Raw genomic sequence first — 22,233 nt, 5'->3', positions numbered from 1 at the left:
TCACGCTACTTTGTTCACATTGCTTTTAAGCATAGCTTCTATACTTAAATGACAGTCTAATTTTTCCCATTCGATGCCTGTATTATCACAGATAAAATGCCATTTTTCTAAATCTTCTGAATTTGCATTTTCAAGTTCTTTATACCATTTTAAAGGAGTTTGGATTATGCGTTCATCCTCTAATAAAACAATAAGATAATCTTTATCGAATTTTACATTCTTTGCCTTAACTAAAGTATTCATTCCATCTCCTTTCAAATTCGAGTCTGTGTTTTTTAACAGTTTCAAGAATAAAAGACAAATCTTTATTTTTAAAATTGCTAAATTGAACTTGTAAATTTTCTAAATTAATTTTCGCAAATTCATTACCTTTCATAATATGAATATGCTTTGGTTCATGTTCGTTTGAATAAAAGAAAAACTTAAAGCCATTGATTTTTAAAAGAGTGGGCATAATTTTCCTTACTTTATTCATATTTTTAATAATTATACTATATTTTCGTGAATTTTGTTAAGTATTTTTGCTGTAAAATACCTATTTTTAGGCTTTTAATAGGATTTTTTTTATTTGACTTGGGAAAATGAATGTAAATTAGTAGCTTTATACACACTCTAACAAAGGCAAGGGGCTTTTCTGCCGCTACGGTTTTGTTAAAAATATTTCAACTTTAAGCTTAAAAAACTTAAAATTTAGATATAATCTCACAAAACGCTTACTATGTCGTTTCATAGTTAGCCTTTGTTGTAATTTTCCGCTAGAGTTGCAGCTCAAAGCGGATTTTTTATTATAGCGAATCTTGTTTTATTATAAATTTTTAAAAATGTCTATGTTTTAATTTATGAATTTATTTAAAATATCTACACATTCCTTGTAAAATTTACAATTTTGATAAAAATTGCTGTTTGAATTTAAATCAAATAGATCTTCTAATAGGTAAGATATTTTTCCTTTTTTTAAACAATTTTTTATAAAATAGTCTCCTGAGATTATATTTTGATAATCTTCCTTGTCGAAGATATAACAAGTAGTATTACGCTTATTTTTATTATAAAAATTATATAATTCAAACAATCCTTTTTGTTCTTGATTCTCCATGGTAAAATTGCCTATGCAAAAATCTTGATCAAATATGCTAAATAAATCTTTATTGTTTTTAACTATGATTTTTGCATATTCTGAATTATCATTGCAATGGATAATGTAAATTTGTTCATATTTTTTTGCCTCAGTGGTAAAACTTTCCATGTTTTTAGATTCTATAAAATTTCTGCTAAAAGGTTTTCCAAAATCTTCAAGCAACCACTTTTCCGAAATAAAAAAAGATTCAATAAAGTGACTTAAAAAATCAAAATTTGGATATTTTACAAGCAACATTATTCGATCAAGTTCTTCAAAGCTAATTTTTAATTTTTTAGCCGCAGTTAGAGAATTTAAATTGTATTCTTTTAAAACATAGCGAATCTTATCTATAAGCGTCCTGTGTGTGTCTGAAATTTCAATACTACTATTTTCATTTGCATATTTTAAAAATTTTCTATAAGCATTTGCTTGTGCTTCAAAAATTTCTTTAAGTCTGTGATTTTCTAACATTTGTTTTAACGCAATTTCTGTCGTTTTTGACATTCTACTTGGATCACTCCAAGCATCAATTGTTGTTTTAGAAACTCCTAAAATGTTTCCAAGTTCGCTTCTGTTTATTCTAAGCTCATCGCATACAATATCGTGCAACTTCATTTTTACTCCTTTAATAAAATAGTCTGTTAATTATATCATATAAAGTTAATGGATATATAAATGTATAAATAATTATATATAATACATAATATTTATATAAAAATTATGTATTTTGTATAATTAACATAAACTATATTTCACGGAATAAAGTTTGCATGTACATATAAATAATAGTTTTATCATCTGTATGGTAAATTAAAATAGGAAATTAAAAAGCATTCAAATCCAAAATAATGCAAACCAAAAGCCACGCCTCTTTCGGTTCAATGTTTTTTGTTGCAATTGTATTAAGCTAAGACTAAGCGTGGTTTATTTATAATTATTTCGGTTTTTTAAGTGAGATAATCAACGAGTTTGATTATCTCGTTAATTAATTCTAAGACAAGAACTAAAAACTCAATGATCTTACTCATCATGCCTCCTTCTTATAACCGAAAGAGTAGCCATACTTAATACGCTTTAATTATAGTATTTTTAAATGAATTTTTATTATCTTGTATTGTTTTATTTTACAAAAATTTTGTTTTAGCCTATTGTTAATTGTTTGTATGATAAAATAAATATAACATATAATATTTATAATATCTAGTTTAGTCTCTTGTTAATTGTTTATATGATAAAATAGACTTATCTTAAAAGCCTATTTTACCAATGTTTTTACTTTCAAATGGTGTTTTTTACCCATTCAGATTCAACTATTGAAAGAACTCTTGCAGTTTTGTAAATATTATCATGCGGATTTAGTATAGTTCTCACAGCGTAATACTGTTCGTTTTTAACTTCCTCTTTTTCAACTACAATTATCGTATCAACTGATTCTTCTTGAAGTTTCAAAGGAATGTATAAAACTACTCTTTGCTTATAAGCTGCAGGAATAATCATCTTTTGAAGATTATAATTATCTTTGATGATTTTCAATTCACCATTAATAATGTGTCCTATGAACCTATCATTTAGTTTTTTCACAATTTCAGGTAATCGCTCTTTTCTCTCAAAAAGATGCAAATGATTTACCCTAAAATCCAATTTACTATCAAAAATTATTTCATTTTTGAATGTATCATAATCGCTTAAAGATTTAGGTATTTCTAAATCATCTAAAACTCTATCTCCATTAGAACAAAATTTTCTAAAAACATATCCTCCGTTTTCTTGAATTTCAAAGTATGCAAATATTGGAAAAACACCTGTACTATACAAACCTGTATTGAAACATGCCTTTGTTTTGTCTTTATTATAAGTAATAATATCAGGATAGCTTTTATTTTCGTAAATGAACTCAAAATATTTAAATAGATAAGAAAATAAAATATTATTTCCATTTCCCCAAAATTCTTTTTGAGCTATATTAGAAAGCTCTTGGAGTGTATTTAGAAAATTTGGAAAATAGGCAAATTGAAACAACAAAGGTTTCTCTTCAACTTTGTTTTGAATTTGATCACGATTTGAAGTCTTGTTTCTTGTGGTAGCTTTTTTAACATAAACTAAAGAAGGTTCGTTTTCATCTTTTTCAAGATCAAAGCCTGCTTCTATTAATGCCTTACTACAATTGATTTTTAAATCATATTTTCTTTTCAAATATTGACTGATATGTCCTGTAGTAACATGGTCAAATTTAGTTTTACTATCTTCATAGGCTTCTAAAATTAATTTTTCTATGTTTTTTTCCACGCTAAAAACCTAATTGTCCTTTCTTATAATCTTCTAAACCTTTCAATAGTCCAAAAAGTATGTCAGAATCAACCGCTCCTTCAATAGGAGTGCCTATTACTTTTCCTGTTGGAGTTAAAATATAAGTTGTTGCGAGTTAATTACAAATCAACTAAATAAAATACATATATTACAAGTTGTTTTCAAGCAATATGTAATTTTATTTCAATATGTGATACACATTAATACAACTTTACTTCAAGTATAGTTTATGTTTATGTAATTTTTATTTCAACTTAACTACACTTTTACTACAACATAACTACAACTTGAGTGCAAAAAAACGCTACTTGATAAACTGCATTTTATTTACAACTTAACTACAACTTGAGTTCAACTTTATTACACTTTCACTACACTTTAACTACAAAAATGTGAAAATTTGCATGTTTTTTGAAGTAAAAGTGTAGTTAATATGTAGTTAATGTTATTTTTACTATAACTTGAGTGTAACTTTATTACAACTTAACTACAAAAAAGAGTTTGTTTAAAATACTATTTTATAGGGTTTTTAATATTAATTTAATTTTTATTGTTGAAAAAAATATACTAAAAAGTGTAATAAAAAAATAAAATATCAATATTTAGGGCTTATCTATGCTAAAACCCTTATTTTTAGGCTCTTTTGCTTTTTTTGAAAAAAATGTAAAAAGTTGAGCCAATGGGCATAATGCAATAATATAGCCTAAATATAGGCGTTTAAATCTTATTGTTGTAGGTAAATTATGCTAATGTTTTACCGACATTTTGCGATTTGTAAAAAGCTTTTAAAATATCTATTTTGTAGGTTTTTAAACATTATTGATAATCGAGATTTTCTTCATGGCGTGTATTTTTGATTGTGCTTGATTTATAGCGATAATATGAGAGCTAGGGCTTATTTTAGAAGTTCTTGCGAATTTTCAAAAATGCTTTGCAGTTTTGAAATGGACTGTGGTTTTTGTAGGTTTTTTTATGTTTTTTTGATTGCAAGTGTGTATCTTGAATGGATATAGGGTTTAAAATGACAGAATTAGCCTTTAAAAGGCTAAAATGATTTTTTTAATGGTTTTTATCGTTTTAGGGTTATTTTTTTGATTTTTGGGTGTTTTTTGAAAGAATATCGATTAGTGTTTCAAAATCTTGGATTTCTGATTTGGTGATTTTGAATTTGTCTTTGAGTGTTAGAAACTGATAGGCTGAAACTATATCAAGCTTTGGGTATTTGGCTTGTAAATCGATAATGCTCTCATGGTTTTTAACTCTTTTTAGTTTGGCAATAAAAGTGTTTTTTGTTTTTTTGATATAAGCTATAACAGCAGGTGCATTTTGCTTTTGTTTTCATCTGTTTTGCCATAGATTGAGAGTATGAATGCTAGACAGCTAGTTACATTGATAAATAATTTGTCGTTTTTCTCTTTGTGGATTATTTTGTTTAGGTATATTTTGGTAAACCAAGTTTCTATGGCTTTGTATATTCGATTTTTTGCGTTTGGTTTTGTATCTGTCTTAGGCATAAATGCTCCTATGTATTTGGTAGTTTTGTGGAATTATACCGTATTTTTATTAAACTTGGGTAGTAAATAAGTGTTTTTATATGTGGGGTATAGTTTATATCAAAAGTGGCTAAAAATAAACAGGGATTTAGGATTGAAATAGTGGTGAGAAAAAGGCGATAAGGATTTGTGTTAAGGATAGCGTTAAGATGAGATTTGAATGCGTAGAATGCAAGATAGAGAGGAATGGGAGATGGGGTATAAAGGGGGTGATAAATGAGGTGATAAATGAGGGGATAAATGATGAAAATTATTCAATGAAATGTAGCGGATAAAGAAGGGGGAATAAATGAGGTGATAAAGGGCGAGAAGAATACTTTTCTAATTTAGGGTTAGGGTAGGTATAAAAATGGCAATATATTAACGAAGTTAATGTATGGTAGGTACAAAAATTTTTAGCACCCTTTTTTTGAGAAAAATAAATTTCATTCTAAAAACACTATAAATATCCAATTTATAGGCATTCTTTGCTTTAGGGTAGGTATAAAAATGCCCTTGCTTAAACCTAGACTTTTTAATGCTTAATTTAAAATTAAAGTCCCTAAAAATAGGCATTCTTTGCTTTAGGGTAGGTATAAAAATGCCCTTGCTTAAACCTAGACTTTTTAATGCTTAATTAAAACTATTTTTTGTCTTTTCGTGGGTTTGGATTTGGAGTATTTTTTAATTGAAAAATTTACAAAAATTTTAGAGTAAAGATAGATAAAAAAACAAAAAAATAAATCAAAATAAATATAGTTTTGCTGTAATTTTCTCTTTGAATTTTTGCTCGTGAAAAGTACAAGATAATTTTTTTATTTTTTTAATCATTTAAAAAACAATATTTTTTATATGAAAATTCACAGAAAAAAAAGATAAAATTTTAATACTAATTTTAATTAATTTTATTTTAAGTCTAAAATATATAGAGATAAAAGTGGTATAAAAAATACACTATTTAAAAAATACTTATTTTTTTACTTGTTTTTAATTGATTTTTATATCTAAAATATTTTTCTCATAAAAACATGATTACTCGTTTATATAGATAGACTTTTCAAGCTTTCTTTCCACTTCTTTTTTCTTTTTTTCAATTGCTTCATCAAATCCTTTAAGCACTGAAAATGGAGCAAACTGTGCCGCTCTTTTTTCTAATGGCATAAGAGGATATTTTGTAGATTTTTTGTATTTAATATTAATAATATCATCGTGGTTATTAGGCATTGTGTCCTCCTATTTGCGAATTAATTTTTAAGCCATTTTCAAGACTCGAGGCTTTAAAAATAGATTTTTTTCCATATTTGTGAACAATCGCGAGTCTAGCTTTTTGTAATTTCTCTTCTTTTATAAAATTTTTATTTTCCTTCTGTTCTATGTCGGCAAAAAGACTGGGTTCTTTAATTTTTTTTATTGTGTCATTTTTTACAACATTATTAAGAGTAAGACTTATTTTTCTAATTAAAAAATCAGCATTAACTATTAAATCAAACAATTCTAAACCTTTATTGCAAATAGTTTCCAAGGAAGAGCTGTGGTAATCCAAATTGATTGTTGAATGTGCATTTTTTGGAATAGATCTTCCATAAGAATCTTTGCTCATTGGACCATTGTAGCTTTGTACCTTCTCTAAGCTTTCTTTATCATATTGTACATCTAAAACGATTTGATTGCATGTTAAATTTTGCTCAATTAGCTCAAGAACCATATGATCGACGATTTCTTTAAGCATATCTCTAGCTTTTTTAAAACTATAAGGCTTAGGCAAAACCTTAGCCATTACCTTAGAGATATGTTTGCTTTTATATTCTTTAATAGCTTGCATTGTACAGCTTTCAAACCCCCAAGCATGATCGATTAATAACTCAGCATTTACTCCAAAAATTTGATAAAGTTTATCCTCGTTATTAAGAGAGTATCTTGCTAAATCTCCCATATTGTTAATGCCTATGCTTTTTAGTTTTGTTGCATATCCTTTGCCTATACGCCAAAAATCATTTATGGGCGTGTGTTGCCATAATTTTCTTCTATAAAGCATTTCATCCAAATACCCTATGCAAAGTCCATCTTTATTAATATTTTGTTTTTTGGCTAATATATCCATTGCAATTTTTGCTAAGTAAAGATTTGTTCCTATTCCCGCAGTTGCTGTTATTTGAGTTGTTTTTAAAATTTCAAATAATATGTTTTCAATGAGTTTGTCAGCAGATAGCTTATAATGTTTGATATAAGGAGTTAAATCAATAAATACTTCATCAATGGAGTAAATATGAATGTCTTTTGGATCAAAATACTTTAAATAAATACTGTAGATTTTAGAACTATAGTCTATATATGTTGACATCCTAGGTTTTGCGACAATGTAATCAAGCTCTAAATTGGGATTATTTATTAGTTCAAGATGATTGTATGATTTTGCACTGAAATATTTAGCAATTTTTAAGCGCTCGTAATTAATTGTTTTTACTTTTTGTATTAACTCAAATAGTCTTAATCTGCCTGATATATTATAAGATCTTAATGCAGGAGATACCGCAAGACATATTGTTTTTTCAGTTCTACTTTCATCCGCAACTACAAGATTGGTATTTAGAGGATCTAATTTTCTTAAAATGCATTCAACAGAAGCATAAAATGACTTAAGATCTATAGCTGCATATTTTTGCGTATTATCCATATTTTCACATTTGTATATAATAATTATTTTTTAATTGTATAAAAAGAATTTTAATAGACTAAGATTGTTAATTTTTAGTTCTTGTTTTGGAATTAATCAATAAAACAATCAAGCTTGTAGATTTTTTCATCTAAAAATTTTATCAAAAACCATGCCTTGTTTAAAATTACATAGTATTAAAAGAGGTTATTCAATATTATGCTTTTATATATTTAAATCGAGCGAGCAAAGTATACGAAAAGATTTATATCAAGTTTAATTTTAAATGATAAAATTTAAGCTGAAATAATGATAAAGTTTTTTGAAAATGCTGATTGTAATAAAAAGTTACATTAATATAGGCAAATGAAATTTTCTGCTATTTTTTTTAATAATAATTGCTATTGATAAAATAAAAATCTGCCTTATTTTATACATGGAAAAATCTCAAAATTTTTATCACTCCTTTCATTTTTCGCTATTTAAAAAAATGGAACTGTTATAATAAGGATCTTGCTTTTTATATAAATCATAAACCAAAATACCAATAAATTAAAAAAAGAAAGAGAAAATTAGTTGAAAAATAAATCAAGAATTAATTTTTAAAAAGATAGGAGAATAAATGAAAAAACTTAGAAAAATAGAGAAAAGAAATATTTAAAGATAAAACTTCTGCTTACAGCATTACATAGCATTATGCCAAAAGATATAAAGGAATAAAATGAACGAAGTGCAATTTGACAGCTGGAACGAACGAAAAAAGAGCTTAAACAAAGTAAAATTAATCAGAAAAGTTAGTGTAAAAAAAGATTTATTGGCTTAGCATTGGTTTAAATATCGGTGCTGAAGTTTAAGGTAAAAATGAGTTTTTTACGCGTCCTGTTTTGATAGTGAATAGTTTTTATAATGGCACATTTTTAGGCGCACCTTTAAGTTCTAAGACTAAAAACAAAAAAGGCTTTTTATTTCACAAATTTAAGGACAATAAAGACACTTTACAAGTTGCACTTTTAAGACAAATGAGAGTTTTTGATACTAAAAGGATAAAAACTTACATAGGAAAAATCAATGACAAAGATTTTGAAATGATTAAAAATAAAATAGTAGAAAATATAATAAGCCCTGCACTAAGACAGGGAAATTCAAAAAATGAGCCAAATCCTTTCATTTCTGAAAAGTAATGAAAAAATTATTACTAAAAAATATTAATCTAAAATAAAGGATTAGCATGACAGAAGAGAAAGAAAATATTATTAAAGAAGTTTGTAAAGAGTTAAACACTACTCAAACTGAATTAGGAAGACAATTAGATGTCTTTGCTTCTACAATAAATACTTGGGCTAGTGGTAAAATTCTAACTTAGTGGATTATATTCTACTGAAGAAATGGGCGTTGGAATGACTGAAACTAGCAATATTATTATCGATATTGAAGCTTACCAAAACAATACTCAGGAAAACAAAAAGAAAGTTGATTTCTCACAAAACTTTTCACAATCAAACGCTACAACTTTTAGCAAAGATGAAAGACAAGTTTTGTTATCTTTGGGACTCAAAGTGAAAAATGAAGATGGTTATTATTGGATTGTAGGAAATACCTATGGTTTAAATGAAAAAATCAAGCAATTAGGTTATAGATTTCACTCTGAGAAAAAAAACATGGTGGAAGCAAATTGGAAATGTAGCCTAAGAGCGCACATGAAAATATGTTATAATTTAGGAGTTAGTATGCAAGGATATGACATGAAAAAAGAAATTACACTCAATGAGAGCTTTAAAGCATTATTGAAAAGTATTTTTTCAGATACTGATCAAGCTAAAAAGCTCATTCAAGCTTTTGAAGAATTTGCTAATGATAGAGCAACAACGCAAAGGCTTAATTTTGAGAATTTAAAGTAAGAAGCCATTGAGCAAATAAGAAATGAGTTGGTTAGCAAGGATTTATTCCAATCTGAGACTAAAGGACTTGAAGCCGAAATCAAACGAATGGAAAGTTCCTTACAAAGTGAAATCAAACTATCAATAAGTTCATTAAAACAACAAGGAATCTATTGGCTTATAGGAGCTTGTGTTGTTAGCATTGCCACTATAATTTCAAGTGTTTGGGCAATAATGGACTTTATGGTAGAACACTTAAAATAATACTCTCGCACTAGAAACAATCTAGTGTAACTTAATCCTAAGGTGGGATATTTTAACCCTTGACTTTTAGTATTTTTTTGTTATAAGATAAGAAGAAAAAAGAAAAATTTTTTCAAAAAAATAGTAATATTTACAAAAATACCTACAAAAGCAATCTTAAGATTCATGGAATCTATTGGCATAGGATTGTTTATAAATAGTCTTTATGGTTTACAAACAGGCGATAGTAGAGCTTTTATTATCCTCATCGAAAGTTTGCTAATTTTAACGGTAGTTGCATTATCATCAATCTTTCTTAAAGATTGAACTTTTTTTGAAAAAAGGAGAAAAAATGGATGGTTATAATATAGCTATTTTAATTGGTGCTATCACTCTCGTTTTTGGCATATTGGTTTTAGTAGCTCATTATCTCAATGATAAACACACTAACGAAAGTAAAAGTTAAAAACCTTATTGTCTTAGAAATGATTTAAAGATAGACAAAATTAAATCAAAAATTGTAGGCTGTAAAATAAACATTAAAGCAGCAAGAATAATTACATATGTTCTAACTTCTCTTTTAAAGCTATCTAGTTTGTTTTCAAGCTTATTAAGTTTAGCACATACTGAATCTTCAGGCTTATCAAGTTTAGCACCTATTGAATATTCAAGCTTATCAAGTTTAGCACCTACTGAATATTCAAGCTTGTCAACTGAATTTTCAAGCTTATCAAATCTAGTATTCAAAAGATCTATAGTTGGTAATTTAGAAATGGCTTCTTTAAATTCTCTAAAAGATTTGTCTTTTATTTCTTGAGAATTTATTTGGCTTTCTTTAGCAAATTCGTTAAGAGCTTTAATGAAATTTTCTTCAGTTTGATCTTTAAAATAGATAGAAAATAAAGCTTTTACACCTTCTGAAATATAATAATTTTTCATATTTATACAACCTTTTTTTAATTATAACATAGCAAATTTAAAAATGCAGTTTTTATAAAAATAAATAGAAATTTGTTTTGATTATATTTTACTCAATATTTTTTATTACATCTATGGTTAGTGAATATAATTAATAATTTTTATAAGGGCGTTTTCTGCTTCTTTGTTTTTATTCTTCTTTTTAAAAGCTACATCACAACACTTTATACTCTAAGCTTTTTAAAAGTACTTAAATAAGATTATCATAATAAATAATAAAAAATCAATTTCTTATTATTTTCATTTTATTTTTTTCTTTTTTGTTATAATTTATATGTTAAAATAACATATTACAAAGGAAACAATATGGATTTATCTCATTCATTAGGACAATATATTATTTTAGCTTTTGCAATAGCCGTAGCCATATTTGTTACATTTTATGACTTTGATAAAAAAGATCATCAACATAATATAAAAAAATAATATCCTTAATATTTATAAAAATTAAAAAAGATTTTAAGTCATTCTAAAAATAAAAATTTATACTATTTTTAAAGGATTTGCTATGCAAAAAAAATATATAAGATTATATTATTGATGTTCATTCTTGCGATTCCCATTCATCAAATGCTTATAAACAAGATTTATTCGATGTTTTAAATGAAGATTTTACCAAAGAATATGAATTCATAGATAGTCCTACTTTAGATGATATGGTAAAACACAAACAAAGTGATGAAGTTTTTAAAGTGTTTTATAAAAAAGATGATAAAATAAGATTGCTTAGAGTTAGCAATATGCAAGCTTTAAATCGTTTTGATAAACTTAAAGGTGCAATGACAAAAATAATTTTAGATAGTGGTTTTAAACCTGATAAATAAAAAGGATTAATATGTGTAAAGATCAAGAATATATAGAGCAAAGAAAGGTTTTATGGGAAAAAAGTTTTGAAGCCTTTAAAGATGATAAAGTGTATCAAAAAGAACAGCTTGAACTTGCAGAAGCAGGAATTAATGATGGCTTAGAGGAGGATTAATTATATAATTAGCCATATATTTATATTAGTTTTTTTTAAAAAACCGTTTTTACTATTCTTTAATCTTTTATATTGTATTTTGATTGTCTTATTTATGTAATTAAAAGTTTTTTCCAATTTTACAACAAAACCCTTTATGGTATAATAAAAATAAAAATTATATAAGAAAGGATACAAATGGCTATAAAAATTGAAATTAGCGGATTTGATAAGGATTTTTTACCTGTTTTTGAGAGTTTAGCTAAAAGCCTAAAAGCTACTTATTGTTTGTTAGAATGTGATACTCCAGAAGAGAAAAAACAAAGTTCTATGAAAAAGGCTTTAGAAGAAATGAAAAATGGAGAACATGAAACTTTTAAAAACTTTGATGAGTATAAAAAGGCTATGCGTGAAATATGAAATTAGAGTTTTAAAAGAATACAAGAAAAACTATAAGAAGCTAACGCTAAAAGAAAAAGACTTAGTAGATGAAATAGTCTATCGCTTATCTAACAATGAAACTCTTGAAAGAAAATACAAAGATCATAAACTAAAAGGTGAATTTAAAGAGCTTAGAGAGTGTCATGTAAAACCTGATTTGCTCTTAATTTATCAAAAACAAGATGATAAACTTATTTTAACATGTATTAATATAGGTTCTCATAGCGAGTTGTTTTAATAATTGAAGTTAAATTAATCAAGTTTATAAAAATCCATAACTACATATTAAGTCATTTATATCATAATAGAAAGAAAAAAGAAAAACACTATGAAAAAATTATCCCAAGAAGAAATACAAAAAGCTATGAGAGAATGTGTAGTAAGTTCTTATACTTATGATCCAGTTAATCCTAATGGTTATTTCTCAAGATTTATTCGATGTTTTAAATGAAGATTTTACCAAAGAATATGAATTCATAGATAGTCCTACTTTAGATGATATGGTAAAACACAAACAAAGTGATGAAGTTTTTAAAGTGTTTTATAAAAAAGATGATAAAATAAGATTGCTTAGAGTTAGCAATATGCAAGCTTTAAATCGTTTTGATAAACTTAAAGGTGCAATGACAAAAATAATTTTAGATAGTGGTTTTAAACCTGATAAATAAAAAGGATTAATATGTGTAAAGATCAAGAATATATAGAGCAAAGAAAGGTTTTATGGGAAAAAAGTTTTGAAGCCTTTAAAGATGATAAAGTGTATCAAAAAGAACAGCTTGAACTTGCAGAAGCAGGAATTAATGATGGCTTAGAGGAGGATTAATTATATAATTAGCCATATATTTATATTAGTTTTTTTTAAAAAACCGTTTTTACTATTCTTTAATCTTTTATATTGTATTTTGATTGTCTTATTTATGTAATTAAAAGTTTTTTCCAATTTTACAACAAAACCCTTTATGGTATAATAAAAATAAAAATTATATAAGAAAGGATACAAATGGCTATAAAAATTGAAATTAGCGGATTTGATAAGGATTTTTTACCTGTTTTTGAGAGTTTAGCTAAAAGCTTATCTCAAAAGCCTATTTTATCAATGTTTTTTCTTGTTTTTTGAGCAAAAACTTACGCATACCCTTTTTTCATTTTTTGTTTCTTTAACCTCTCAAAAAAAATTTGTGCCTCATTAAAACTTGGAAATACATTATTTTTTCTTCCTGTACAACTTTTAAAACGCACATTTCCGTAAACTCTCTCAACCATATATTCCTCAAATAGAGTGGCAATAATTTCTATGCTATAATAGCGAATGTTTCCTTTCTCAGTTATTCTGTGCAACAAAACATTATTCATAAAAAACCTAATTAAAAATTATTTATTTTATTCAAAAAATCATTTTTAAACATTTTTTCTATAGCAAGCTTAATCATTTGATTAATTTTCTCATTTTCTTTAGCTACATTAGAAATTTCATCTTTGTAAGCAGGAATCATCATTTCTATCATTTTTAATGTTTTTTCATCAAATAATACTCTTTTTGGAATTAATATTTCATTTTTTTGAATATTTTCATTATTTATTGTATTTTTTTCCATTTTTATCCTTTATTTGTTAAAATATATAAATTATACCATAATTTTAATAAAAAATTGTATAAATAGACAAATAATGCAAAAATATAAATATATTTATGGTATAATTTAAAATATATAACATAATCTTATATCAAAATAAGCCTATTAAAATATATATTTTGATATTAACACAAGCAAATAAATATAACATAATGAGCAATTATGTTATAAAAAAAAGGATATAAATAAAATGAAACTTAAAAATACTACAATAAGCGAAGATTTAGAGCGTTGGATAGAAGCTTATTTGAAACATATTCAAGCATTATCCTATTCAAATAATACTTTTTTACTTTATAGGCGTATTTTACTAGAATTTGTAGAATATTCTTTAGATTATCAAGATGAAATGCAAATAAACGATATAAAAACGACTTTTTTAGTCAATTTTCTTAATTATTTAGAAAATAATTCAAAAAATGGCAATAAACTATCAAAAAAAACAAAAATAACTTATTTGAGAGTATTAACTAGCTTTTTTTCTTTTATAAGCGATAATAATGATGATTTGTTTGTTTTTTCCTTTGATATGAAGAAAATTAGATTTAGAACAGAAAAATCAGAAGAAAAATTAAATTATCTTAATGAAAATGAAATTATAAGGCTAAATAATGTTTTAGAAAAAGAAAAAGCAAAAAAAGAAGTTTATAATAGTTTTAGAAACTCTTTACTGATAAAACTTATGCTTTATGGAGGACTTAGAATTTCTGAAGCTTTAAATGTAAAACTTTGTGATTTTAAAGAGGTTGATGATGAAATATTAAAAATATCCATAATAGGCAAGGGCGGTAAAGAACAATTTGCATTTATTAAAAAAGAAGAAGTAGATGATGAGCTTGAATATTTTAAAGAAAATATCCAAGATAGTGATTACATAATGCAAACTAGCACAGGAAAACATTTAAATAGAAGCAATGCTTTTTTGATTGTAAATAATATTTACGCTAAAGCTTTGATCAGCAAAAAAGGACTTCATTTGCTTAGACGCACTTTAGCCATGAGATTAACAGCCAAAGGAACAAACCTTGTGGTCATACAAAAAATTCTAAGACATGCAAATCTAAATACTACAACTATATATGCCAAAGCAACAAATGATACAATAAAAGCTGCGTTATTGAATAATTAATTTTTTCTAAAATTGATTATTTACATAGACTTCTTTTTGAAGTCTATGCTGTGAATCTTTCTAATAAAAGTTTAGGTTCTCCGCCAAGTATTTTGATGAAATTTGCAATTCTTGATTGTATCATTTCTACGGAATACATACTTCCTAAACCGCCTAAAGCATAAAATAATTCTTCGAAAATGTCTTCTTTGTTAAATTCAAGTTCTTCTATATCAATAAGATCAGGAGTTCGGCTACATTTTTGTAAATTTTGATATATTTTGACTAAAATCTTGATTTTTGTAGATTATTTTCAGCCTCTAAATAAGAATTTAAGTGTATTATTAGGGTTTTTATGAGTTTTTCTCTATTTTCTTTATTTTCAAGAAAACTCAAGAGGACTGTGATTTATAGTTAAAATAACCAAAAGAACATACTTGAAAAATTAATAATACAAAAAACATATACTTTTTAAAAAATAAAATTTTTCAAATATAGAAAATCAATAGAAGAAGGGAAGTTTAGTTAAAAAGTTTGTTGGGTAAGCCACAAGGAGAAACTCACCCCCAAAGGGGCAAGGCTAATAAGCCTTGACAGTAATTATACAAATTAGTATAATTATAAGTATGAGTCGTGTCATATAGTTCACCCCCTTTCTAGGGTGTGATTATGCCACAGGGTTGCAGCCTTGTGGCAAAACCCTTAATGTAATTATACCAAACAAATTCTTTAACTTCTGAAACAATTTATGAAAGATTTTTGTATAAGTTTTAATATTTTAATAAAAATTTAGGTGTAAGCTATAAACAAGAAGCCTTTCGAGCTAGCTAAGAATACTTGGCTTTAGTTAGGAACCTCCTACTTCTAAGCGTTAGCGAAAGTAGGAGTAATTCACAGTTTTCATTGTTTTAAAATTTTTCTCTTTGTTATTAATAGATAATTTCGATATATCATATCTATCCCAAAAGATAAGCTCTAAAGGTCGTTGTAAAAAATGATAAGTTAAGCTTATAAAAATAATCAAAGCTATAAGCACACCACAAGGTATATAAAATCTTTTAAGTTTGTAGAAGGGTTTATTCATTGTTTATCCTTTATTACTCTGCTTTAAGTTCTCCACCTCTAACCACAAGTCCATTAGAGTCTATAGTTACTTCAACTCCACCTGCTTTAATGATAACACAATCAGGTTTTGCATTAATAATTGTTTCTCCTACCTGTATAGTCGCTTCGCTATCGGCTTTTAACTCATGAATAGTTTTTGCGTAAGTTGTGATATTATCAGCTACCATGCTTGTATTTTTATCACTTTCAAATCCTATGGATTCATTACTTGTAAAAAGAATATTGTCTTTGCTTTTATAATCCATCTCTTTCTCGCTTAATACTTGCATTTTATCGCTGATATTAATATCATAATGCCCCTCAACCACCTCCTTTTTATTTCCCTTCACATTCCTTATCTCATCCTTATGGATAATAGTATTTTGATTAGCACCTATTTCTATGTCTTTGTTTTCTCCTACAAACTCATGAGAGTTTTTAGCCACTCTTACTTTATTATCTACTCCTACATTTAAGGTATTGCTTAATCCTACTATGGTATCTTTAGATAAGCCTACATTAGTTAAGTATTCTCCTCCTACATTGACATTTTTAGCTAAGTCTATGGTTTGAGTATGAATCTTTTTAATCCTTTCATTATAAATTCCATCCACTATAGAATCTTTATCATTTAAAATTCTTTGAGTGAAATTATGCTGGACTAATTCATCATAATCCTTTTGGGCTTTTAAATAAATTTGTTCTTTGTCTTTTATATTTGAGAGGGTAAGTTCAATGGCTTTGTTTTGTATAGTTTAAATCTTTAGTCATTTTAACATTAAATGCGTTATTCCTTGTGTTGTTTTAAAAGCAGGTTTATTAAAATAAGCAAATAAAATTAATTGATATTTTTCATTCATATTATAAAGTATATTCCTATCATCTTGTGAAAGCATAGAAGTATTAAAGGCTATATCATTTCCTTGAAGATTTTCTAAAATCTTAATTTTAGATTGATTGCATTCTAATTCCTCTTCTTTTTTTATACAATATGCCCATTTAATTGTCTCATCGAAGAAAAATTTCTCCTCATTATTTAAGTAAGCTCTAACAAAAATAGTTTCATTGTAAGGGATTTTATCAGTAGTATTTTGCTGTTCTTTTTCTTTATAAGCTTGCAAACTTGTGATATATAAATTCTTTCTTGAATTTTTTATTTGTTTTTCATACCCATTTGCCTCAGTATCTAAATAAAGATTTTCTCCAAAATCTTGCATACTTACTTTATTTGTAAAAGTATAGCTTCCACCTTTCTTATCTGCAGAGCTTAAAGAGACTATTGCCACATTTCCAATTTTGTGCATTTGACTTGTGCTAAAGCCTTCTAAGGTTTTTGTAGCTATAATACATTTTGTAGCCCTTTTAAAAAAAGAAGAGTTTTCATCTAAAATTAAATCAATTTTAAAACTGCTCTTATAAATGCCTTCTTGATACTCTAGCTTTAAACTTTCATAAATCCTTCTGTTCTCACAATTATGAAGAAATATTTTAGTGATGGTTTCATGATTATTTCCATTTTTATCTAAAATCTTAAGATTATTAAGTGTTAATTCAAAATTTCCCCCTCTATGCGATAAAATCTCTTCGCTACTATACCTTTCTAGTTTTAAATAGATTTTTAGCATCTTTGAGGCTTTATCTTGTAAAATTTTAAATTGGTTTTCTTTAGCAAAACTGTATAATTCTATAGCATTTTCTTCATTGCCAGTAAGAGCAACTTTTAAAATTCCATCGTTTTTATTAATAAAATATGATATATTGTTTTTTACTGCTTTAAAGTATATTTCATCTTCTTTTTTTAAAATAAGTTCTTCTTGGGTGCTACAAGAAAAAGCTTGTGGATTAATTGCTTGTTGTTCTTCTTGTGTTGGATCATATTTTAAATACATTAGCTCACATTGATCTTCTATTAATTTAGAACAATCTATTTTTGCTTTTGCTCCTATAAGTAAAGTAATAAAAGTATTTTTAGGTTGTTTTATTTGTATAATAGATGGAGTGGGATTTGGATAGAGTATAAGAATATTATGGGGTGTATTTGCTTCTAGTCTTTCAAACTTTTGTCTTAAAGTTTTATTAAGCAAGGCAACATTATCCAATTTATTAGCACCTAAATTCTCACAATAATTAGCAATACAATAAATATTATCTAAGCTAAAATTTTTTTGAGTGAGGGTGTTTAGGTAATCTAAATGAGGCTTAAGGATGGTAGTGATGTATTCATATGTAAATTTAAAATGCTTATCAAGATCTCTATTTTTAGAATCATTCTTAAATATCTGAATATTTTCTTGAGTTAAATTTCTTGCTTCATATTCTTCTATATGCTTGTAAATTATTTTTTTATTAAATGTGACAATATTGAGACACTGAAATATTTCTAAAATATTCTCAAAAGATATTCCATTATATAATTTAAAGATTTCCGACTCCCACCATCTCCTTTTTGTAAGTCCCAATAATTCTCTTCCATTTGAAGTGTTGGTTGTATATCGTAAATAAAACCAAATTAAAAACCTATTTTGTTGCCTAACGGCTCTTAGAAGTAATTCTCCATAATAATTATAAGCCCTAGATACCAAAGCGATTCTTTCATAAGATTTTGAAATTTTATTGTCAATTTTATTTTCATATGATTGCAGTGTTAGGGAAAATAATTTATAGGCATTATCTTGTGTTTTTAAATCAAGACTAAGTATTGTTAGTTTTTCTAGTTTTTCAATTGCTTGTGTTGTAGTAATTGCATTAGTTCGCAGTTTTTCTAAAATGTCTTTTTCTTCATTAGATATTTGCCAATTATCCCCAAAAATATTTTTATATAAACAAGTGATGGTATTTAGAGAATTAACTTTTAAATCTAATCCAAAACCAACGGCTATACTTTTACCGCCATCACCATAAGGCTTTAAAAAATTACCACTCTGAAATAAAGAACTTTTTATATCTACTTCAATATTACAAATTAAAACTCCTAAAAGGATCGCATAAGTTTCATCATCTAAAGTTTCAATATTCATTATTATTCCTTTATAAACTCCATAGTCCAATCTGGATTAGTCCCTGCACCACAAGATTTAAAAATAGATAAACTTATATTACAAGATTCTATTGCATTCAAAGGATTTTTTGATCTAAAACCTTTTTGTGTTTTTTGCAAGAGCACTTTGCACATTTTTTCTACATTATTTTCATCTTTTATTTTTAAATGTAAAATTGCTTGATTTGGAGAAAGTATTTTTAAGTGCAATAATTTATCATATTTGTGTATTTTGCAAGTAGAATATTTATACAAAGATTCATATTCAGCCAAGCAAATTTCATTATTGCACTCTAAAAAGCGAAAAATTTGTTGCCTACTTTTTGATAAATCTATATCTTGCGAATCTATATTTTCAGAAAAACCATATACACCACTCCATTCTTGTATGTTTTGATTTGCAAAAAGTATTTGTACTAAACATAATATCAATATGACTATTTTATTATTCATACATTCTCCTTAAGCAATATATGTTTATAATTTAAATTTTCAAAAGCAATAAGAAACTTTGCACATTCTTTTTTATAATCATTTTCATTTAATTTTTTAACATCATAAAGCATTATTGCATTTCCTTTTTATAGATATCTCCCCACTCAAATATCGTTTGGTTGCCACACATTGTGCTACAAAAATAATCGGGTGAATTAAATACTTTCTCATCTCTTATAAATACAATACCCTGTTGATTTTTCCTAATATAAATTTTACAATTTGCAAAATCCTTATCATCATTTAAAGCTATAGCTTCTTGTTGAGATTTTATCTGTAATTTCAAAGTTATATCGCATTCGTGCATATCATTAAATTCACTTTTATGGAGGATAGCCTCATATCTAGCTTCACAAAGATTAAACTTATCACACTTTTTTATTGTAAAGCTCCCCATATAAAGATTTTCTTGTAATGTATAAGTCCCAAGCCACACATTGCCCGTGTGTGCTGTGTAATTTTGCAATTCCCCAACTCTATTTTGCAAAAGCTCTTTTGCACATTCTTTAGATTTGCATTGATTTAGGGTTTGAAGCCATAATCGTTGCGATGTTAAAAGCTTATTTTGCTCATTTTTGTTTAGATTCTGTCTTAGTTCTTTATATGTCTTTGCCATATATCTATCAAGTTTTTGTAACTCCCCACTTTCATCATTACAAATCATCTTTTCAACCTTACTTTTTGCTTTAGCACAATCAAAACTAGGTTTGGCTTCTTTTGGGGATTGTGCATTAGCACTAATGGCTAACATTAAACACAATCCTAAAACTATTAAAATCTTTTGCATAAGAACTCCTTTAATTTACTCTGTATTTTTTGTCGTTTCAAACATCAATTATTTCCTTTTTAAAAAGTGCATTTTAATTCTCTTTTATTACCTTCTAAAAGATAAATGCGTGTTTCTGGATAAGTAGAATTCTCATCAAAATTAAATCTACCATTCCAAAGAGTAATATAATTTTTGCCTTGAAATTCCATAACTCCATAAGTTAAATAGCTTAGTATAGGAATTTCAGAGTTAAATTCTGCTTGTTCTGGTATTCCTGAAATTTTATTGCTTGGCAGGGCATATGTATCAAATGCTATGCTAGGCACTTCATTAACCATTACAGTTTGATAACTAGTTTTTTCTCCATGAAAATGCAGATCATCTCCATAGATTTTACCACTTGCTTTTGCATCTAGCTTACCATTTTTATATATCCAAAGTGCACTAAAATATTCCCCATCTGAAAGTATCACATTATCTAACACCCCATCATTATTAATATCAATTTTTCTTTTATAGACTCTAGGAGGACTGATAAAAAGACTTTTTTCTTTGATAGCTTTTGCCATTTCTTTTTTTATAATCTCTCTTTTTTCCGTGCAATAACGATAAAAATTGCCATATTTATTATTTGCTCCAAAAGCACAATAACCTATACTAAAGGGAGGATTGACAGATGGAGGAACTTCTTGCCATTTACTGTCACCAAATTTATTTTTTCTTGCATATTCACATAGTTCTTTATTGTTAGAATCTAGCACTTCTCCTAGAAGTTTAAGTAATTGTGTAATGCGCTCTTCATAAGAATCTTTTATAAAATCAACTTCATTTAAATTTTTAATAAATGCTCTTTGTGAATCTAAAAGATCTTTTAGCCTTTGCTCCTTATCAGCAAAATTAGAAATCTTTAATTCTTTTCTTAATTGTGTATAGACTTCACCCATATAGCGATCTAAATTCTGTAACTCCCCACTTTTATCATTACAAATCATCTTTTCAACTTTTGTAGTTGCTTTAGCACAATCAAAACTAGGTTTAGCTTCTTTTGGGGATTGTGCATTAGCACTAATGGCTAACATTAAACACAATCCTAAAACTATTAAAAACTTTTGCATAAGAACTCCTTTAATTTATTTTACTCTGCCTTAATCTCTCCACCTCTAACCACAAGTCCATTAGAGTCTATAGTTACTTCAACTCCACCTGCTTTAATAATAACACAATCTCCCTTAGTAACAATTTGAGTATCGCCTACTTGGTGGAGGATTTGATTGCCTGCCTTTACTTCACAATCTGTTTGAAAGTCACTATATTTAGATTCTGCAAGTTCTGTATGTTGTTTTTTAGTTTGCGTGCTTAAATTTTGTTCTGTATATATATCAATGTAATTGTTAGTTTGCATACTAAAATGTTCTTCCGTAAAGTAATTTATTCCTTTATTAACATGAAGCTCAAGTTTTCCCTCAACCACTTCCTTTTTATTCCCTTTAATGTTTCTTATCTCATCTTTATGGATAATAGTGTTTTGATTAGCACCTATTTCTATATCTTTGTTTTCTCCTACAAATTCATGAGAGTTTTTAGCCACTCTTACTTTATTATCTACTCCTACATTTAAGGTATTGCTTAATCCTACTATGGTATCTTTAGATAAGCCTACATTAGTTAAGTATTCTCCTCCTACATTGACATTTTTAGCTAAGTCTATGGTTTGAGTATGAATCTTTTTAATCCTTTCATTATAAATTCCATCCACTATAGAATCTTTATCATTTAAAATTCTTTGAGTGAAATTATGCTGGACTAATTCATCATAATCCTTTTGGGCTTTTAAATAAATTTGTTCTTTGTCTTTTATATTTGAGAGGGTAAGTTCATTATAACCTTCTTCATTAACACCTATGGTTTTAGAAGAAAGGGAGGTTTGATGATCATTAAAAGGAAGATTAACTAAACTTGGATTGGTCCCATTATACA

General features: G+C 26.6%; 28 protein-coding genes and 1 pseudogene. 12 read left to right on the top strand and 17 right to left on the bottom strand.

What is annotated here, in order from left to right; translation table 11 throughout:
• From KAR67_RS08950 to KAR67_RS08925, 7 genes and pseudogenes are all read right to left on the bottom strand, one after another.
• Entirely contained in the window at nt 1-243 is a 243-nt protein-coding gene (locus tag KAR67_RS08950) for a DUF2442 domain-containing protein (protein WP_060787619.1), read from the bottom strand.
• Nucleotides 227-454 carry a DUF4160 domain-containing protein gene (locus KAR67_RS08945; protein ID WP_060787620.1) on the bottom strand — a complete coding sequence of 76 codons (228 nt, stop codon included), beginning with the start codon at nt 452-454 and terminating at the stop codon, nt 227-229. The genes KAR67_RS08950 and KAR67_RS08945 overlap by 17 nt, the downstream gene beginning before the upstream one ends.
• A gap of 378 nt (nt 455-832) precedes the next feature.
• Nucleotides 833-1,735, bottom strand: coding sequence for a hypothetical protein (locus tag KAR67_RS08940; RefSeq protein ID WP_060787621.1), 903 nt, complete (start codon nt 1,733-1,735; stop codon nt 833-835).
• Between the two features lie 663 nt (nt 1,736-2,398).
• Entirely contained in the window at nt 2,399-3,406 is a 1,008-nt protein-coding gene (locus KAR67_RS08935) for a DUF3825 domain-containing protein (RefSeq protein ID WP_060787622.1), read from the bottom strand.
• A 1,104-nt stretch (nt 3,407-4,510) separates the two neighbouring features.
• Nucleotides 4,511-4,941 (bottom strand): annotated as a pseudogene (locus KAR67_RS09905) (hypothetical protein).
• 1,050 nt (nt 4,942-5,991) lie between these two features.
• A complete protein-coding gene (locus KAR67_RS08930) occupies nt 5,992-6,183 on the bottom strand; it encodes a hypothetical protein (RefSeq protein WP_060787623.1) in 192 nt (63 codons plus the stop codon).
• Nucleotides 6,176-7,633 (bottom strand): DNA methylase, encoded by a 1,458-nt coding sequence (locus KAR67_RS08925; protein ID WP_060787624.1) that lies wholly within the window; start codon nt 7,631-7,633, stop codon nt 6,176-6,178. Before KAR67_RS08925 ends, KAR67_RS08930 begins: the two co-directional genes overlap by 8 nt.
• A gap of 869 nt (nt 7,634-8,502) precedes the next feature.
• Between KAR67_RS08925 and KAR67_RS09735 the strand changes: the two genes are divergently transcribed.
• The 4 genes from KAR67_RS09735 (at nt 8,503) to KAR67_RS09725 (ending at nt 9,753) form a co-directional block, all read left to right on the top strand.
• Entirely contained in the window at nt 8,503-8,793 is a 291-nt protein-coding gene (locus KAR67_RS09735; RefSeq protein ID WP_060787625.1) for a type II toxin-antitoxin system PemK/MazF family toxin, read from the top strand.
• 47 nt (nt 8,794-8,840) lie between these two features.
• Nucleotides 8,841-8,975 carry a transcriptional regulator gene (locus KAR67_RS08915; RefSeq protein WP_002861523.1) on the top strand — a complete coding sequence of 45 codons (135 nt, stop codon included), beginning with the start codon at nt 8,841-8,843 and terminating at the stop codon, nt 8,973-8,975.
• A gap of 34 nt (nt 8,976-9,009) precedes the next feature.
• Entirely contained in the window at nt 9,010-9,510 is a 501-nt protein-coding gene (locus tag KAR67_RS09730) for a hypothetical protein (protein ID WP_225899391.1), read from the top strand.
• 87 nt (nt 9,511-9,597) lie between these two features.
• Nucleotides 9,598-9,753: a hypothetical protein gene (locus KAR67_RS09725; RefSeq protein WP_225899392.1), complete on the top strand. Its 156-nt coding sequence runs from the start codon at nt 9,598-9,600 to the stop codon at nt 9,751-9,753.
• A gap of 450 nt (nt 9,754-10,203) precedes the next feature.
• On the opposite strand, the gene KAR67_RS08900 is transcribed toward KAR67_RS09725, so the two are convergent.
• On the bottom strand, nt 10,204-10,671 hold the full coding sequence (locus tag KAR67_RS08900) for a hypothetical protein (protein ID WP_192801083.1): 468 nt from the start codon (nt 10,669-10,671) through the stop codon (nt 10,204-10,206).
• Between the two features lie 695 nt (nt 10,672-11,366).
• Between KAR67_RS08900 and KAR67_RS08895 the strand changes: the two genes are divergently transcribed.
• From KAR67_RS08895 to KAR67_RS08870, 7 genes are all read left to right on the top strand, one after another.
• The gene (locus tag KAR67_RS08895; protein ID WP_162842029.1) at nt 11,367-11,534 is read left to right on the top strand and encodes a hypothetical protein; all 168 of its coding nucleotides are present in this window, start codon (nt 11,367-11,369) and stop codon (nt 11,532-11,534) included.
• 11 nt (nt 11,535-11,545) lie between these two features.
• Nucleotides 11,546-11,689, top strand: coding sequence for a hypothetical protein (locus KAR67_RS08890; RefSeq protein WP_002807233.1), 144 nt, complete (start codon nt 11,546-11,548; stop codon nt 11,687-11,689).
• Nucleotides 11,690-11,866: 177 nt separating this feature from the next.
• Nucleotides 11,867-12,088, top strand: a complete 222-nt coding sequence (locus KAR67_RS08885; protein WP_002881155.1) for a hypothetical protein — start codon at nt 11,867-11,869, stop codon at nt 12,086-12,088.
• Entirely contained in the window at nt 12,078-12,347 is a 270-nt protein-coding gene (locus tag KAR67_RS08880; RefSeq protein ID WP_002789000.1) for a type II toxin-antitoxin system YafQ family toxin, read from the top strand. Before KAR67_RS08885 ends, KAR67_RS08880 begins: the two co-directional genes overlap by 11 nt.
• 90 nt (nt 12,348-12,437) lie before the next feature.
• On the top strand, nt 12,438-12,560 hold the full coding sequence (locus KAR67_RS09845; RefSeq protein WP_002813541.1) for a hypothetical protein: 123 nt from the start codon (nt 12,438-12,440) through the stop codon (nt 12,558-12,560).
• Complete coding sequence (locus tag KAR67_RS08875) at nt 12,523-12,777, top strand: hypothetical protein (RefSeq protein WP_044794622.1); 255 nt, start codon at nt 12,523-12,525, stop codon at nt 12,775-12,777. The genes KAR67_RS09845 and KAR67_RS08875 overlap by 38 nt, the downstream gene beginning before the upstream one ends.
• An 11-nt stretch (nt 12,778-12,788) precedes the next feature.
• On the top strand, nt 12,789-12,932 hold the full coding sequence (locus KAR67_RS08870; RefSeq protein ID WP_002807233.1) for a hypothetical protein: 144 nt from the start codon (nt 12,789-12,791) through the stop codon (nt 12,930-12,932).
• Between the two features lie 302 nt (nt 12,933-13,234).
• Here the strand turns inward: KAR67_RS08870 and KAR67_RS08865 are convergent, their stop codons facing one another.
• Complete coding sequence (locus KAR67_RS08865; protein ID WP_002799350.1) at nt 13,235-13,462, bottom strand: WGR domain-containing protein; 228 nt, start codon at nt 13,460-13,462, stop codon at nt 13,235-13,237.
• An 11-nt stretch (nt 13,463-13,473) separates the two neighbouring features.
• Nucleotides 13,474-13,704, bottom strand: coding sequence for a hypothetical protein (locus KAR67_RS08860; RefSeq protein ID WP_002834760.1), 231 nt, complete (start codon nt 13,702-13,704; stop codon nt 13,474-13,476).
• Between the two features lie 229 nt (nt 13,705-13,933).
• Here KAR67_RS08860 and KAR67_RS08855 point away from each other — a divergent pair, with 229 nt between their 5' ends.
• Nucleotides 13,934-14,872: a tyrosine-type recombinase/integrase gene (locus KAR67_RS08855; RefSeq protein WP_060787634.1), complete on the top strand. Its 939-nt coding sequence runs from the start codon at nt 13,934-13,936 to the stop codon at nt 14,870-14,872.
• 850 nt (nt 14,873-15,722) lie between these two features.
• Here the strand turns inward: KAR67_RS08855 and KAR67_RS08850 are convergent.
• The 7 genes from KAR67_RS08850 to KAR67_RS08820 form a co-directional block, all read right to left on the bottom strand.
• Nucleotides 15,723-15,935, bottom strand: coding sequence for a hypothetical protein (locus tag KAR67_RS08850; RefSeq protein ID WP_052779942.1), 213 nt, complete (start codon nt 15,933-15,935; stop codon nt 15,723-15,725).
• A 13-nt stretch (nt 15,936-15,948) separates the two neighbouring features.
• The gene (locus KAR67_RS08845) at nt 15,949-16,569 is read right to left on the bottom strand and encodes a VgrG protein (protein WP_225899393.1); all 621 of its coding nucleotides are present in this window, start codon (nt 16,567-16,569) and stop codon (nt 15,949-15,951) included.
• Nucleotides 16,570-16,722: 153 nt separating this feature from the next.
• Nucleotides 16,723-18,972 (bottom strand): hypothetical protein, encoded by a 2,250-nt coding sequence (locus KAR67_RS08840; RefSeq protein ID WP_225899394.1) that lies wholly within the window; start codon nt 18,970-18,972, stop codon nt 16,723-16,725.
• A 2-nt stretch (nt 18,973-18,974) separates the two neighbouring features.
• Nucleotides 18,975-19,445 (bottom strand): hypothetical protein, encoded by a 471-nt coding sequence (locus KAR67_RS08835; RefSeq protein WP_225899395.1) that lies wholly within the window; start codon nt 19,443-19,445, stop codon nt 18,975-18,977.
• Between the two features lie 112 nt (nt 19,446-19,557).
• A complete protein-coding gene (locus KAR67_RS09720) occupies nt 19,558-20,274 on the bottom strand; it encodes a hypothetical protein (RefSeq protein WP_225899396.1) in 717 nt (238 codons plus the stop codon).
• A 59-nt stretch (nt 20,275-20,333) separates the two neighbouring features.
• On the bottom strand, nt 20,334-21,371 hold the full coding sequence (locus KAR67_RS08825) for a DUF1311 domain-containing protein (protein WP_192801082.1): 1,038 nt from the start codon (nt 21,369-21,371) through the stop codon (nt 20,334-20,336).
• A 20-nt stretch (nt 21,372-21,391) separates the two neighbouring features.
• On the bottom strand, nt 21,392-22,233 hold an 842-nt coding region (locus KAR67_RS08820), incomplete at its 5' end, for a VgrG protein (RefSeq protein ID WP_225982075.1).

It is taken from the genome of Campylobacter sp. JH32 (assembly GCF_017846535.1).
Lineage (GTDB): Bacteria > Campylobacterota > Campylobacteria > Campylobacterales > Campylobacteraceae > Campylobacter_D > Campylobacter_D coli.
This window is presented reverse-complemented; position numbering and strand designations above follow the sequence as displayed.

Bases quoted from the DNA above. Each gene is read 5' to 3' on its own strand.
- KAR67_RS08945 (WP_060787620.1), bottom strand. From the start codon at position 454: ATGCCCACTCTTTTAAAAATCAATGGCTTTAAGTTTTTCTTTTATTCA.
- KAR67_RS08930 (WP_060787623.1), bottom strand. From the start codon at position 6,183: ATGCCTAATAACCACGATGATATTATTAATATTAAATACAAAAAATCT.
- KAR67_RS08890 (WP_002807233.1), top strand. From the start codon at position 11,546: ATGTGTAAAGATCAAGAATATATAGAGCAAAGAAAGGTTTTATGGGAA.
- KAR67_RS08840 (WP_225899394.1), bottom strand. From the start codon at position 18,972: ATGAATATTGAAACTTTAGATGATGAAACTTATGCGATCCTTTTAGGA.
- KAR67_RS08835 (WP_225899395.1), bottom strand. From the start codon at position 19,445: ATGAATAATAAAATAGTCATATTGATATTATGTTTAGTACAAATACTT.
- KAR67_RS08900 (WP_192801083.1), bottom strand. From the start codon at position 10,671: ATGAAAAATTATTATATTTCAGAAGGTGTAAAAGCTTTATTTTCTATC.
- KAR67_RS08870 (WP_002807233.1), top strand. From the start codon at position 12,789: ATGTGTAAAGATCAAGAATATATAGAGCAAAGAAAGGTTTTATGGGAA.
- KAR67_RS08950 (WP_060787619.1), bottom strand. From the start codon at position 243: ATGAATACTTTAGTTAAGGCAAAGAATGTAAAATTCGATAAAGATTAT.
- KAR67_RS08850 (WP_052779942.1), bottom strand. From the start codon at position 15,935: ATGAATAAACCCTTCTACAAACTTAAAAGATTTTATATACCTTGTGGT.
- KAR67_RS08855 (WP_060787634.1), top strand. From the start codon at position 13,934: ATGAAACTTAAAAATACTACAATAAGCGAAGATTTAGAGCGTTGGATA.
- KAR67_RS09720 (WP_225899396.1), bottom strand. From the start codon at position 20,274: ATGCAAAAGATTTTAATAGTTTTAGGATTGTGTTTAATGTTAGCCATT.
- KAR67_RS08895 (WP_162842029.1), top strand. From the start codon at position 11,367: ATGGTAAAACACAAACAAAGTGATGAAGTTTTTAAAGTGTTTTATAAA.
- KAR67_RS09845 (WP_002813541.1), top strand. From the start codon at position 12,438: ATGAAAAAATTATCCCAAGAAGAAATACAAAAAGCTATGAGAGAATGT.
- KAR67_RS08865 (WP_002799350.1), bottom strand. From the start codon at position 13,462: ATGAATAATGTTTTGTTGCACAGAATAACTGAGAAAGGAAACATTCGC.
- KAR67_RS08825 (WP_192801082.1), bottom strand. From the start codon at position 21,371: ATGCAAAAGTTTTTAATAGTTTTAGGATTGTGTTTAATGTTAGCCATT.
- KAR67_RS08885 (WP_002881155.1), top strand. From the start codon at position 11,867: ATGGCTATAAAAATTGAAATTAGCGGATTTGATAAGGATTTTTTACCT.
- KAR67_RS09730 (WP_225899391.1), top strand. From the start codon at position 9,010: ATGACTGAAACTAGCAATATTATTATCGATATTGAAGCTTACCAAAAC.
- KAR67_RS08860 (WP_002834760.1), bottom strand. From the start codon at position 13,704: ATGGAAAAAAATACAATAAATAATGAAAATATTCAAAAAAATGAAATA.
- KAR67_RS09725 (WP_225899392.1), top strand. From the start codon at position 9,598: ATGGAAAGTTCCTTACAAAGTGAAATCAAACTATCAATAAGTTCATTA.
- KAR67_RS08925 (WP_060787624.1), bottom strand. From the start codon at position 7,633: ATGGATAATACGCAAAAATATGCAGCTATAGATCTTAAGTCATTTTAT.
- KAR67_RS08915 (WP_002861523.1), top strand. From the start codon at position 8,841: ATGACAGAAGAGAAAGAAAATATTATTAAAGAAGTTTGTAAAGAGTTA.
- KAR67_RS08875 (WP_044794622.1), top strand. From the start codon at position 12,523: ATGGTTATTTCTCAAGATTTATTCGATGTTTTAAATGAAGATTTTACC.
- KAR67_RS08940 (WP_060787621.1), bottom strand. From the start codon at position 1,735: ATGAAGTTGCACGATATTGTATGCGATGAGCTTAGAATAAACAGAAGC.